We start from the raw sequence: 12,747 nt of genomic DNA on the forward strand, positions 1-12,747 counted from the left end.
GGATGCTTTTTGGTGTGCTGGTGGCTTGGGCCGCCGACTGGGTTGGACTGCGTTTCGGAGAATAAAACAGCGCCCTCCCTGATCCGTGAATCAGGGAGGGCGCAGGGACGGAGTCCGCGTTTCGAATTAGCGGATTGGATCCGGTTCCTGGACGTCGCCGCCGTACTTGTGCGACGAGCCCACGACATCGCCGGACTTCCACTCGGCCCAGCCTGGGCGGCCTGCCATGAAGTCCTCGATCTGGGCCTTGTCGGCTTCCAGCTTCGGGTCGTTCTTGAGGTACCACTTGGTTTCGCGGGCGATGAGTCCGGACATGATCAACAGGCCGATGAGGTTCGGCAGAGCCATCAGGCCATTCATCATGTCGGAGAAGTTCCAGACCGCGGTCAGCTCGGTGGTGCAGCCGACGAACACGATCAGCGAGAAGACCACGCGGAACGGCATGACGGCGCGGCGGCCGATGAGGCGTTCGATATTGCGCTCACCGTAGTAGGACCAGCCGAGGATGGTCGAGAAGGCGAACATGACCAGGCCGAGGGTCACGATCCAGTGGCCCCACTGGCCCGGCAAGCCGTAGCTGAATGCCTGGCCGGTCATCAGTGCTGCGGAGATCTGCTCCCCGGTTTCCGGATCGGTCATGTTCCACACCCCGGTAGTGATGATGACCAGGCCGGTGCAGGTGACCACGATGATGGTATCGATGAAGGTCTGGGTCATGGAGACCAAGCCCTGGCGTACCGGGTGGGTGGTCTGCGCAGCCGCTGCTGCGATAGCTGCCGAACCCATGCCCGACTCGTTCGAGAAGATACCGCGGGCCACACCGAACTGCACGGCGATGATGATGGCCGAACCGGCGAAGCCGCCGACTGCCGAGGTGCCGGTGAAAGCATCGGTGAAGATCTGCGCGAAAGCGGCGGGAATTCCACCGACGTTGGCGATCAGGATGTACAGCGCTGCGGCAACGTAGAAGATGATCATGACCGGGACGAAGCCGGCGGTGACCTTGCCGATGGACTTGATGCCGCCGACCAGCACGGCCATGGCCAGCACAGTCAGGACCAGGCCGGTGACCCACGGAGCCACGTTGAAGGAGTTTTCCATGTTGGCGGAAATCGAGTTGCCCTGGGTCATGTTGCCGATGCCGAAGCAGGCAAGAGTTGCCGCAATGGCGAAGAACAAAGCCAGGAACTTGCCGAACGGGCCCTTGATGCCGCGTTCAAGATAGTACTGCGGACCACCGGACTTTTCGCCGGCAGCGTCGGTGCCGCGGTAGCGGACGCCGAGGAAAGCTTCGGAGTATTTCGAGGCCATGCCCAGCAGGCCGGTGACCCACATCCAGAACAGGGCGCCGGGGCCGCCAATGCCGATGGCGGTGGCAACACCAACGATGTTGCCGGTGCCGACGGTTGCGGCCAGCGCCGTGGTCAGGGCCTGGAACTGCGAGATGTCGCCTTCGGCTCCCGCGTCCTTGCGCTTGAGCAATCCCAAGCGCAGGGAGGCCCCAAGCTTGACTAGCTGCAGGCCGCCCAGGCGGATGGTCAGGTATAAACCGGTACCCAGCAAAAGCGGGATGAGGACAAACGGTCCCCAAATTACCGAGGAGATGTCACCAAGTGTGGTGGCCAAGGCATCCATAGAAAAGTTCCTTCGTGCGAGTGAAGAGTATGCAGTCCGTTGATGTAGACGGATTGCTTGCTGTGACACACTTTATAGGAAGCTGAGACGGATGTCACAAACGGTAACCTTGGCCAGGGTTCCCCGATGTGCCGCCTTGTCAGGTGACGGTCGGATGCGCGGGTTGGACTACGGGATTTCGCGGGGATCCAGCCGAATTATCGACATTCAAGCAGGCGAAAACTGCCTGAGATCGGATTCTTCTGCGGTGAAAATAAGATCCCAGTGAAGAAAATTCCGATCCAGCAACGTGCGCCAGAGGCGTGGGAATTTTCGCTGAACGGCAATAACTGGCACGTTTATGTCGAAAATTCTTGTCTCTGGACAACTCCGCTCCCGCATTCGACGTGATGAATGCGGGAGTGGAATCGTCCGTGGAGCGCGCTATTCCGGGGTGGCCGCCTTGAAGGTCACCCGGGAGGTGCCAAGCCCCTCGATGCTGGTTTCCAGGACATCGCCGGCCTTGAGCCAGGGGTGGCGGTTGTGCTCGTTGCGCCGGCCCAGGGCAACACCCGCGGGGGTGCCGGTGAGGATGACGTCGCCAGGCTGCAGCTCGTTCATGACCGACAGATAGGCAACAAGTTCCGCCGCGGAGAAGATCAAGTCGTCAATGGTGCTGTCCTGGACGGTCTCGCCGTTCACGACACTGGTGATGCGCGCGTCGGGCTTGAGCTCGTCTGGGGTCACGAGCCAGGGGCCCAACGGAGTGGTTCTGTCCCAGACCTTGCCCTGCAGCCATTCGGAGGTGCGTCCTTGGTAGCCGCGCAGCGACACGTCGCTGCTGACCGCGTATCCCGCGATATGCTCTTCTGCCTGCTCGGCGGCGATGCGTCGCCCGGGCTTGCCGATGATGATGGCCAGCTCGGCTTCGTAGTCCAGGCGGTGGTCCTCCGGTGGAACTTCGATGTCGTCGTTTGCGCCGCACAGCGTGGAAGCGAACTTCGCGAACACCGAAGGGTACTCCGGCAGCTCCTTGCCAACCTCCGCTGCGTGCGCCTTGTAGTTGAGCCCGATGCAGAACACCTTGCTGGGATTCGGGATGACCGGTGCGTAGTCGGCTTCACCCTCGGCGATCGAATCGCCGACCAAGGCGCGGGCCAGAACTTCCTGCTGGGTGGCATCGTTCAGGCGCAGAAAGCGCTGCACGGTGTCCAGATTTTCCAGGTAGTAAATCCGGTCGTCCTCGATGACTGCTGCGGTCGTATGGCCGGGGTCGCTGGCCAGGCGAAGGGTAGCTAGTTTCATATACCTATCGAACTACATTTCCCGCGACTGCGCACCCGTAATCCGGACATTCGAAACAAGGCCTGCCTCAATAAATACAACCTAGTCAAATGCTGTATACGGGAAACCCAACTAGTTTCGCCCTGAAAGCGGGACTAAAGTGGGAAGAAACTGAGGCTGGCTCAGCACTCGGTTGCACTGCTAAATACGAAACTAAAGTGAAGTAGGTTTTAATGTGGGAGATTTCATTGGCGAGCGATCTCGCCAAATACTTTTCGCCTCCTGGCAGCACTTCTCGCTGGTCGCGCAGTGCTTGATCCTGGCGACGTTCATCGCGGTTTTGATCGCCGTTCTGGTGTATCGGAACAAAGCATTAGCGGGAATTGCCAACGGAGTCAGTGCCGTCGGCCTGACCGTTCCATCCTTTGCGCTCATCGGTCTGTTGATCGTGCCTTTCGGCTTCGGCGTGACGCCCGCCGTTATCGTGGTGACATTCTTTGCCGCCCTGCCCATCCTGCGCAATGCGATCGTGGGCCTGAACAATATTGAGCCGACCATCGTCGAATCCGCTCGCGGGATTGGCATGAGCCGGCTCAAGACGCTCGTATCCGTTGAAATCCCCATCGCCTGGCCGGTCATCCTCACCGGCGTGCGCATCTCAGCCCAGATGGTGATGGGTGTGGCCGCGGTCGTTTCATACGCCCTGGGCCCTGGACTCGGCGGATTCATCTTCTCCGGACTCTCCCGGCTTGGCGGCGCCAATGCGCTTGAGTCGGTGGTCGTCGGAGTAGTCGGCGTCGTCATCCTGGCACTCATTCTTGACCTGATCTTGCTCGGCATCGGCCGACTGACTACCCCGCGAGGTATCCGTGTCTGATTCAAAAAATTCCGCATCCGGCGTCTCGGAGCACACCGTCTCCGGCGCTTCCATCATGCTCGAAGAAGTAACCAAGACCTACCCCGGGCAGAAGAAGTCCGCCGTGGGTGGCCTGACCCTTGAGATCCCGGCGGGATCCATCGTCATGTTCGTCGGCCCTTCGGGTTGCGGCAAGACCACGACGCTGAAGATGATCAACCGCCTGATCGAGCCGACCAGCGGGCAGATCGTCATCAACGGCGAAGACGTCACCACGATGAACGGCGACGAGCTGCGCCGCCGCATCGGCTACGTGATCCAGGCCGGCGGCCTGTTCCCGCATATGACCGTGGCGGCCAACATTGCCATGGTTCCCAAGATGCTCGGCTGGGACAAGGCGAAGATCGCAGCCCGCGTCGACGAGCTGCTCGAACTGGTCTCGCTGGATCCCGAGCTGTACCGCGACCGCTTCCCCAAGGAGCTCTCCGGCGGGCAGCAGCAGCGCGTGGGCGTGGCCCGCGCGCTGGCCGCCGATCCTCCGGTGCTGCTCATGGACGAGCCCTTCGGCGCGGTGGACCCGATCACCCGCCAACGCCTGCAGGACGAGCTGCTGAACATCCAGTCCGAGGTGCAGAAGACCATTGTCTGCGTGACCCACGATTTCGACGAAGCGGTGAAGCTGGGGGACTGGATCGCCATCTTCAACGAGGGCGCGCAGCTGGAGCAGTACGATTCTCCTGAACGCATCCTGGCCAACCCGGCCAGCGAATTCGTGGAGAACTTCATCGGCTCCGGCGCAGGGCTGAAGCAGCTCACGTTGACCCGTGTGAACGAGGTGGATCTGGTGGATGCAATTACCACCACCCCGGGCAAGCGGGCCTCGGATGTGCTCTCGCAGCTGCAGGGCGCAGGGCGGAAACTGGCCGTGGTGCTCGACTCCAGGGGCCGTCCGCTGCGCCGACTTGGCCGCCGCCAGCTCTCCCGCATGGAGATCATCGAGGGCACCTATGACCCTGGTCTTCCGGTGGTTGGCGAGCAGGCCACGCTGAACGACGCACTGGACACCATGTTGGTGGCCAGTGCCGAATACGCCCTGGTGACCGGCCGCCGCGATGTCTTCAAGGGCATCATTACGGTGCAGACGGTGATGGAGGCGATCGCCGCGGCGAATTCCGCGTCCGACGATCACCACGAAGCTCCGGTGGGCTTGAATTCCGGCGCCATCAACGTGGTGGATATCGAGGTCGAGCCCGCGGAGCGCGGTGGGGAGCCGGCATGAGCAAAGAGACCAAGGGGCTGATTTATCAGCTGGTGGCGATCGGCGCGGCATTCGCCGCGCTGGTCATCTGGCTTGTGACCGCTGACCTGACCGAGACCGAACGCCAGACCCTGGATCCGGCAACGATCTGGAAATATACGCAGGAGCATCTGCAGATCACGCTGATTTCCACCGTGATCGTGCTGCTGATTGCCATCCCGCTGGGGATCCTGCTCACCCGCCCGTCGCTGCGCAAGGCGGCTCCCGCCGTCCGGGCCATCGCGAACTTCGGCCAAGCCGCACCGGCCATCGGCGTGATCGTCCTGCTGGCCTTCTGGCTGGGATTCGGTCCGAAAACCGCCGTGATCTCGCTGGTGATCTACGCCATCCTGCCGGTGCTGTCCAATACCATCGTTGGCCTGCAACAGGTCGATCAGCGGCTGGTGGAAGCCGGACGCGGCATCGGCATGAGCCAGCTGGCCGTCTTGTTCAAGGTCGAGCTGCCGCTGGCCGTACCCGTGATGCTGTCCGGAATCCGCACCGCCTTGGTGCTTCTCGTGGGCACCGCGACGCTGGCGACGTTCATCAACGGCGGCGGCCTGGGCATCTTGATCACCACTGGCGTGAACCTGAACCTGAACGTCGTGCTGATTGCCGGCTCGCTGCTGGTGGCGCTGCTGGCTTTGACCGTCGACTGGATAGGTCGCCTGGTTGAACAGCTGGCACGACCGAAGGGACTTTCATGAAAAGAACATCGAAACTCATCGCTTTGTCCTTCGCCGCGTTGATCGGCCTGACCGGTTGCGGACTGAGCCCTTCCACCGGCACTGTGCCGGAATCGGCGCCGGGAAGCATCCAGCCCATCCCGGACCTTCCGGAGGATGCCAAGGCCACCGTGACCTCGAAGTCCTTCACCGAGCAGCTGCTGCTCGGCAAGATCACCGTGATTGCTCTGGAAGTCGCAGGGTTCAACGTCACCGACCTGACCAACGTGCCCGGCTCGCAGCCCGCACGCCAGTTGCTGCTCTCCGGCGATGCCAGCGCGCTCTGGGAATATACCGGCACCGCCTGGCTGACCTATCTCGGTCACGAAGAACCGGTTGCCGGTGAGCAGAAGCAGTGGCAGGCCGTGCATGATGAGGACGTGGCGAACAATATCGTATGGGGAAACCCGGCACCGCTGAACAACACCTATGCGATGGCCATGAACCGTGAGACTGCGGACCGTCTGGGCATCACCAAATTGTCGCAGCTCAAAGAGCTGGACAAGAAGGAACTGAGCTTCTGCGTTGACCCCGAGTTCAACTCCCGCCGCGACGGCTTGACCCCGATGCTCAAGCATTATGACATCGACCGCGGCAAGGGCGTCTCTGAAGACAACATCGGCCTGTACGATGTCGGTGCGATCTACCAGGCCACAGCCGACGGGGCCTGCAACTTCGGCGAAGTCTTCACGACCGACGGCCGCATCAAGGCGCTGGATCTGACGGTGCTGGAAGACGACCTGAAGTACTTCCCGAGCTATAACGCCGCTCCGGCGTTCAACGGTGATTTCATCCGCGAGTTCCCGCAGGCAATGGACATCATGGAGCAGATCGCTCCGCTGCTGACTGATGAAGCTCTCATGGATATGAACTACCAGGTGGACGTCGTTGGACGCGAACCTTCGGATGTCGCCTTCGAATGGATGGTCGACCAAGGGCTGGTGACCAAGCCATAGGGCTGGGCGCCATCCAACGCACCGGAGGTGTGTTCCGGGAACAGCACGTTCCCTGAACACACCTCTTGTGTATTAATCATTGATAGCGTCCAAGGCCACCGCAACGAGGGTTCAGACTTGGTTTCGGGTTTCAAGTTGTCCATCAACCTCGTCTGCGGCTTCGGTGCTCGCGGCCGTGGTGGTGGACCCCTCCTGCCAGATTTCTTCCAGGTCGGCAGCGAGTTCATCTTCCTGTTCCGCGATAACGGGTTTCCTGGGTCTCGATACTCACGCGACCCGCCTGTCCATGAATCCTGCTTGGCGCAACATGGCTGGCAAAAAAGTTTGAAAAATGAATGGACTAGTCAACAGCGTTTTTTATGGTTTGCGTGTCGAAGTTTGACAACATTTCACCGATAAGTGGTTGACGGTTCAACTTGATTGGTGCAATACTGATATCAGCAAAACAAATTGAAGCATCAACTAATCCAGTAGGTGCTGACGGAAGGAATTGATCATGACTGCAGCAGCAACTTCGCCATTGACCGCAGGTACCTGGAACCTGGACGCCTCGCACTCCGAGGTGGGCTTCTCGGTTCGCCACGCAGGCATCTCCAAGGTCCGCGGCAGCTTCACCGAATTCGATGCAACCCTGACCATCGGCGAGAGCCTGGCTGATTCCTCGGTGGAGGCCACCGTCCAGATCGCTTCGGTTTCCACCAAGGATGCCAATCGAGACGCCCACTTGAAGAGTGCCGACTTCTTCGATGCCGAGCAGTTCCCGACCATGACCTTCAAGTCGACCGGAACCAAGGGCGACGCAGACGAGTTCGTGCTCATCGGCGACCTGACCATCCGCGGCGTCACCAAGCAGGTTGAGCTGGAAACCGAACTGGGCGGCCAGGCTGTGGATGCCTTCGGCGCCACCCGCGTAGGCTTCTCTGCCTCGACCACCATCTCCCGCAAGGAATTCGGCATCACCTGGAATGCCGCTCTGGAAGCCGGCGGCGTACTGGTCAGCGACAAGGTCAAGATCGAGATCGACGCCTCGTTCGTCCTGCCGACCGCAGAATAGTTTTCCCGACTGCCGCCTTGGGGAAGGCGGTACAGGGCCGATACCGGCAAAACCTCCGAATCACGCACTGCGTGGGTCGGAGGTTTTGTCGTTAGATCGGGTTGCGCGGGCCGAATGAGATCAGTAGTCGAAACCTCCGGCGACGGGGAAGGATACGAAGACCGCGAGAATTATGAAGATTATGTACAAGAACCCCAGCGCTCCAAAGATGGTGCCAATCCACCCGGTGACCTTGCCGACGGTGGCTGAAGTGTTGAATTCGCGCTCCGCCCTGTTCGCCTTAACAATTGCGATAGGGCCGAGGACGATCCCCACGACGAACAGGGAAATGATGCCCAGGATCATGGAGGTCTGGGCCAGCTGCGCACCTTCCGGATGCACCATGGGATAGCCGTATCCCGGCTGGTTGCCGAACTGCTGCTGGTTCTGGCCTTGGTACTGCGGCGGCTGGTACGCGGAATTCGGCTGCGACCAGTTCTGGTTGCCGCCCGAAGAATAGGGATTGTTGGTTTCGTTATTTGGCGTGGTCATCTGGCCGTTGCCTTTCCTCAAAGCGATTGATAAGTCTATTGAACCAAGAAATTTCGCGGATGCACCGTACAGACGCGGGGAAAGACGCCATGAGCCGGAGAAGTTCATCACGCACAGCTAGGCGGGATTCGCGGCCCTCCACCTGGCATGCGCCAGCGTGGCGATAATTGCCAGTGCGATCCCGAGCCAAAGCCCATAGCCGAAAATCTGCGCGTAGCCGGCAGCGGCCGCAAGATCCGCGGTCAGGTAGGTCATTGTGGAGGCTCCGAAAAACAGGGAGAACACGAACAGCGAGACGGTTGTCGCACGAGCCTCAGGGGCAATGTCGGTGGCCCAGCCCTGCATGGATGAATGCATGATCGCGTTCGCCGCACCGAGGAAAAACCCGGTGAAGGTGAAGGAGGCGGGGGAGGGGATGAATGCTGAGGGAACGAAGCTCAGGAACAGCACCGCCCCGCCGATACCGATTAGCCAGGTGCGCGAGAATCGGGCCACCAGCCGCCGCATCAGTCGGGCCCCGAGGATCACGCCCAGCGCGAAGCCGCAGCCGAGCAGACCGGAGAGCCCGACGCCTACCCCTGACTGCTGCAAGGCGGGAACAATATAGGTCAGCAACCCCATCAACAGCGCGCCTTCAACGAAAACTATCGCATAAAGCAACAGGTTGGTCGGCCGCACTGCGGCCACGAGCTTCATCGTGGCGTGTGCGCGGGCCGGCTCCTGCACCCCGCGCAGCGACACAAGCGCGGCAACCGCGCCCAGTGCGGGAAGGATGAAGACCACCCGCCAATCGAGATAGGCGGCCAGCAGTCCCGCGGCCAGGGTCGCCAGCGTGGTGCCCAGGGACGAATAGATCTGCAGGTCCGACAGGCCACGGGCACGTTCAATGCCCTTGCGCGTATCGCCGAGCAGGGTCAGCAGCGTGGGATACATGGCCCCGAACATCAGGCCGGTGAAGGACCGGGCCAGCAGCAACGGCAGGTAGGCGGTGAATAGCACGCTGGCAATGGAGCCGAGCGCGGCGCCGACCAGCGAGCAGCGCAGTACCGTGAGCCTGCCGAACTTGTCGCTGACCAATCCCCAGAAGGGCTGGCCCACCGCGTAGAGCAAGGCATAGGCGGCAATCAGCTCAACGGCCTGGGCGAAGGAGAGCTCGGTTCCGGCCGACAGCATGAGCAGCATCGGTGCGGTGCCGTAGCGGTCGAAGAAGGACAGGAAGCCGATGAACCGCAGGGCGGCGTCAGGCAGTCCGCGCGGGGCCGCCCGCTGTGTGTCCTCGGTGCCCACGTGCCGGTCCTCCATCGTGCTGCGCTTGGTGCCGCGAAAAGCTTCTCGTCAATCAAAACAGATAGCCCGCGGGCATAAAAATTCGCAGCCGGTTCCCTGGAGGTTAGGAGTGGGAACCGGCTGCGATGGCCTTGTACGATTCGGCTACAGGCCGCGCACCAGCAAAACGTCCAGCACGCGCGGGCCGTGCACGCCCTCGACGCGTTCGAGCTCGATGTCGCTGGTGGCCGACGGGCCGGAAATCCAGGTCAACGGCCGGGTCACGGTCAGGCGGGGCATGGCCTCGGGCAGCAGCTGCACGATCGTGGAGACCGGCACGATGCACACGTGGTGATCGGGAACCAGCGAAATCGCGCGGCGGCCCTGGTCCGGCTCGCCGTCAAGGATGATGGTGCCGGATTCGGCGATGGACACCGCCGAGGAGGTCACCACCGCGCTGGTCTCGTCGAGCTCGGCGACACTCAGCCGGGCGCCCGGCTCGTCGATGCGCCGGGCGATGTCCTGCGGCAGCGCGGACAGCCAGCCGGTGTCCAGCCCATGCGGGTAGACCACCGACGAGGCCTGGTCCAGCTTCGCGGCCACGAAGTCGGGGATCTGCGCGGCCTCGATCACGTCCACGCCCGCCTTGTAGTCGACCAGCCGGTCGACGAGCAGGTCGATGAGCTGCTCTTCGGTCATCTCCGAGCTGGTGCGGTACTCACGCGGTACTTCCTCGGCGGCTGGGGCGTCGGCCAGGGCCGAACGGATACGTCCGAGGATTTCTTCTTTGGCGCTCACTTGGATTCCTTCTCGTCGCTCCACCAGTCGCGGAAGGACTTGATGGGAGGGGCAGGGATGTCGCGGGACTGGGTCCAGCCGGCGGCGATGCCCGGAAGCTTCTTGATCTTCTTGCTCTTGCCGGCCGCCAAGCGGCCCAGCGGCAGCGCCTTCTCCAGCAGGCCGATGTTCTTGCCCTTGCCCAGCGCCCAGGATCCGCCCTTCATGAGCAGGTCCATCTGGGTCGGGATCTTGCGCTTGCCACGGTTCGCGTCCACGTCGTCCCCGCGCAGGTGCACCAGGATCTCCGGGATGTTGATCTTCACCGGGCAGGCCTCGTAGCAGGCGCCGCACAGCGAGGAGGCATACGGCAGCGAGCCGTTGTCCTCGGCTTCGATGCCGGTCATCAGCGGCGAGAGGATCGCGCCGATCGGACCAGGGTAGGTCGAGCCGTAGGCGTGGCCGCCGGTGCGCTCGTAGACCGGGCAGACGTTCATGCAGGCCGAGCAGCGGATGCAGTTCAGCGCGGAGCGCCCGAACTTGTCCGCGAGCACGCGGGAGCGGCCGTTGTCCAGCAGCACGATGTGCACGTTCTGCGGTCCGTCGTCTTCGCTCACGCCGGTCCACAGCGAGGTGTACGGGTTCATGCGCTCGCCGGTGGAGGAGCGCGGCAGCAGCTGCATGAACACCTCGATGTCCTCCCACTTCGGGAGAACCTTCTCGATGCCCATGACGGTGATCAGGGTTTCGGGAAGGGTCAGGCACATGCGGCCGTTGCCCTCGGACTCCACGACGCCCAGGGTTCCGGTGTCAGCCAGCGCGAAGTTCGCGCCGGAGATGGCGACCTTGGCGGCCAGGAACTTCTTGCGCAGGTGCTTGCGGGCGGCCTCCGCGAGCCGGGCCGGCTCGTCGGTCAGGTCCGGATCCACGACCGGCATCTCCTTCAGGAAGATGTCGCGCACCTCGGTGCGGTTCTTGTGGATGGCCGGGACCAGGATGTGGCTCGGCTTGTCGTGGCCCAGCTGGACGATCAGCTCGGCCAGGTCGGTCTCGAAGGCTTCGATGCCCTGGGTTTCCAGGTGCTCGTTCAGGCCGATTTCCTGCGTCGCCATGGACTTGACCTTGACGACCTCGGTGGAGCCGGTTTCCTTGATCAGGTCGGTGACGATCTTGTTCGCCTCATCCGCGTCGCGGGCCCAGTGGACCACGCCGCCGCGGGCGGTGAAGTTCTTCTCGAATTCCAGCAGGCGCTCTTCAAGATTGATCATCGAGGAGTTCTTGATGGCGCTGCCGGCATCGCGCAGCTGCTCCCAGTCGGGCAGTTCGCCGACCACGCGCAGGCGCTTGTCGCGGATGGTGTGCGTCGCGTGGCGCAGGTTCTTGCGCATCTGGGTGTTGCCCAGTTCGCGGTGTGCGGCCTGGGGGAACGGCTCCTGCTCGAACAGGTTGCCCATTCCCGGGGCCGGCATGCCGAGGAATACCTGGCTCACAGTTTCACCGTCTCTTCCATGGTGCTGGCCAAGATGTCGGCCAGGTGCAGGGTCTTTGGCTTGGCGCCGGTGCGGGACAGGCCGCCGCCGATGTGCATCAGGCAGGAAGCGTCGCCGCCCGAGCAGGCCGAAGCGCCGGTGGAGCAGATGTTCTTCACCTTGTCCTCGAGCATGGCGGAGGAGACGTCGGCGTTCTTGATCGAGAAGGTGCCGCCGAAGCCGCAGCACTGGTCGGCCTCCGGAAGCTCGTTCACGGTGATGCCGCCGACGGTCTTGAGCAGGTCGAGCTGGCGGTCGCCGAGCTGCAGCGAGCGCATGCCGTGGCAGGACGGGTGGTAGGTGATGGTCTCGGGGAAGTAGCTGCCCAGCTGCTTCGCGGCATCGGTGATTCCCAGGACGTCGACCAGCAGCTGCGAGAGCTCGTAGGTGCGCTTGCCAACGGCCACTGCGCGTTCCTTCAGCTCCGGCTTGCCCAAGCGCTCGGCGAGGTAGGGGTGCTGGTGCTTGACCGAGGCGACGCAGGAGCCGGAAGGGGCCACGGCAACGTCGTAGTCGTCGGTGTCAAAGGCATTGATATGGTTTTCAACCACCGGCAGGGCTTCGGGCATGTATCCGGAATTCATGTGCATTTGCCCACAGCAGGCCTGCGCCTTGGGGAAAATGACCTCATGACCCAAGCGTTCCAGGATTTTCACCGTGGACTTGGCTGTTTCGGGGTACATGGCATCGACGATGCATGTGGCAAAGAGAGCGATCCGCATACTAAATATCTCTTTCGAAGTGTGGTCTGACCATACTACGTCGGAACTTTCTCGATAGTCAAGACTTGTTGTGATGGCTCTCACCTCGTACACTTGGTGGTCGGACCACGTATGGTCAGACCATCACAAGTAAGGA

The 12,747-nt window shown here is 62.1% G+C and carries 12 protein-coding genes; 5 read left to right on the plus strand and 7 right to left on the minus strand.

Features of this window, described 5'->3' with window-relative positions:
• Nucleotides 1-126: 126 nt before the first annotated feature.
• Together RF641_RS06280 and RF641_RS06285 are read right to left on the minus strand one after the other, a co-directional pair.
• Nucleotides 127-1,635, minus strand: a complete 1,509-nt coding sequence (locus RF641_RS06280) for an alanine/glycine:cation symporter family protein (protein ID WP_053798782.1) — start codon at nt 1,633-1,635, stop codon at nt 127-129.
• A gap of 423 nt (nt 1,636-2,058) precedes the next feature.
• Nucleotides 2,059-2,919 (minus strand): fumarylacetoacetate hydrolase family protein, encoded by an 861-nt coding sequence (locus RF641_RS06285; RefSeq protein WP_424572796.1) that lies wholly within the window; start codon nt 2,917-2,919, stop codon nt 2,059-2,061.
• Nucleotides 2,920-3,133: 214 nt separating this feature from the next.
• Between RF641_RS06285 and RF641_RS06290 the strand changes: the two genes are divergently transcribed.
• The 5 genes from RF641_RS06290 (at nt 3,134) to RF641_RS06310 (ending at nt 7,786) form a co-directional block, all read left to right on the plus strand.
• Nucleotides 3,134-3,775 carry an ABC transporter permease gene (locus RF641_RS06290; protein ID WP_053798780.1) on the plus strand — a complete coding sequence of 214 codons (642 nt, stop codon included), beginning with the start codon at nt 3,134-3,136 and terminating at the stop codon, nt 3,773-3,775.
• Between the two features lie 55 nt (nt 3,776-3,830).
• Nucleotides 3,831-5,033, plus strand: coding sequence for an ABC transporter ATP-binding protein (locus RF641_RS06295; protein ID WP_053799472.1), 1,203 nt, complete (start codon nt 3,831-3,833; stop codon nt 5,031-5,033).
• Entirely contained in the window at nt 5,030-5,758 is a 729-nt protein-coding gene (locus tag RF641_RS06300) for an ABC transporter permease (protein WP_047120088.1), read from the plus strand. Before RF641_RS06295 ends, RF641_RS06300 begins: the two co-directional genes overlap by 4 nt.
• A complete protein-coding gene (locus RF641_RS06305) occupies nt 5,755-6,732 on the plus strand; it encodes a glycine betaine ABC transporter substrate-binding protein (protein ID WP_047120087.1) in 978 nt (325 codons plus the stop codon). Before RF641_RS06300 ends, RF641_RS06305 begins: the two co-directional genes overlap by 4 nt.
• Nucleotides 6,733-7,228: 496 nt before the next feature.
• Entirely contained in the window at nt 7,229-7,786 is a 558-nt protein-coding gene (locus RF641_RS06310; RefSeq protein WP_047120086.1) for a YceI family protein, read from the plus strand.
• Nucleotides 7,787-7,906: 120 nt separating this feature from the next.
• On the opposite strand, the gene RF641_RS06315 is transcribed toward RF641_RS06310, so the two are convergent.
• The 5 genes from RF641_RS06315 to RF641_RS06335 all read right to left on the minus strand — a co-directional run bounded on the left by RF641_RS06315 (nt 7,907) and on the right by RF641_RS06335 (nt 12,611).
• A complete protein-coding gene (locus RF641_RS06315; protein WP_424572797.1) occupies nt 7,907-8,425 on the minus strand; it encodes a hypothetical protein in 519 nt (172 codons plus the stop codon).
• Nucleotides 8,426-8,434: 9 nt separating this feature from the next.
• Nucleotides 8,435-9,604 carry an MFS transporter gene (locus RF641_RS06320; RefSeq protein ID WP_424572798.1) on the minus strand — a complete coding sequence of 390 codons (1,170 nt, stop codon included), beginning with the start codon at nt 9,602-9,604 and terminating at the stop codon, nt 8,435-8,437.
• A 144-nt stretch (nt 9,605-9,748) separates the two neighbouring features.
• Nucleotides 9,749-10,381 (minus strand): LutC/YkgG family protein, encoded by a 633-nt coding sequence (locus RF641_RS06325; RefSeq protein ID WP_424572799.1) that lies wholly within the window; start codon nt 10,379-10,381, stop codon nt 9,749-9,751.
• Nucleotides 10,378-11,829, minus strand: coding sequence for a LutB/LldF family L-lactate oxidation iron-sulfur protein (locus RF641_RS06330; protein WP_424572861.1), 1,452 nt, complete (start codon nt 11,827-11,829; stop codon nt 10,378-10,380). The genes RF641_RS06325 and RF641_RS06330 overlap by 4 nt, the downstream gene beginning before the upstream one ends.
• A gap of 17 nt (nt 11,830-11,846) precedes the next feature.
• Entirely contained in the window at nt 11,847-12,611 is a 765-nt protein-coding gene (locus RF641_RS06335; protein ID WP_047120083.1) for a (Fe-S)-binding protein, read from the minus strand.
• Nucleotides 12,612-12,747 lie beyond the last annotated feature (136 nt).

The organism is Arthrobacter sp. 'calajunan', from assembly GCF_046940185.1.
Lineage (GTDB): Bacteria > Actinomycetota > Actinomycetes > Actinomycetales > Micrococcaceae > Glutamicibacter > Glutamicibacter soli.

Excerpts from the sequence above, each read along its gene's own strand:
- RF641_RS06280 (WP_053798782.1), bottom strand. The coding sequence starts at position 1,635 with ATGGATGCCTTGGCCACCACACTTGGTGACATCTCCTCGGTAATTTGG.
- RF641_RS06285 (WP_424572796.1), bottom strand. The coding sequence starts at position 2,919 with ATGAAACTAGCTACCCTTCGCCTGGCCAGCGACCCCGGCCATACGACC.
- RF641_RS06295 (WP_053799472.1), top strand. The coding sequence starts at position 3,831 with ATGCTCGAAGAAGTAACCAAGACCTACCCCGGGCAGAAGAAGTCCGCC.
- RF641_RS06300 (WP_047120088.1), top strand. The coding sequence starts at position 5,030 with ATGAGCAAAGAGACCAAGGGGCTGATTTATCAGCTGGTGGCGATCGGC.
- RF641_RS06305 (WP_047120087.1), top strand. The coding sequence starts at position 5,755 with ATGAAAAGAACATCGAAACTCATCGCTTTGTCCTTCGCCGCGTTGATC.
- RF641_RS06310 (WP_047120086.1), top strand. The coding sequence starts at position 7,229 with ATGACTGCAGCAGCAACTTCGCCATTGACCGCAGGTACCTGGAACCTG.
- RF641_RS06315 (WP_424572797.1), bottom strand. The coding sequence starts at position 8,425 with ATGAACTTCTCCGGCTCATGGCGTCTTTCCCCGCGTCTGTACGGTGCA.
- RF641_RS06330 (WP_424572861.1), bottom strand. The coding sequence starts at position 11,829 with ATGCCGGCCCCGGGAATGGGCAACCTGTTCGAGCAGGAGCCGTTCCCC.
- RF641_RS06335 (WP_047120083.1), bottom strand. The coding sequence starts at position 12,611 with ATGCGGATCGCTCTCTTTGCCACATGCATCGTCGATGCCATGTACCCC.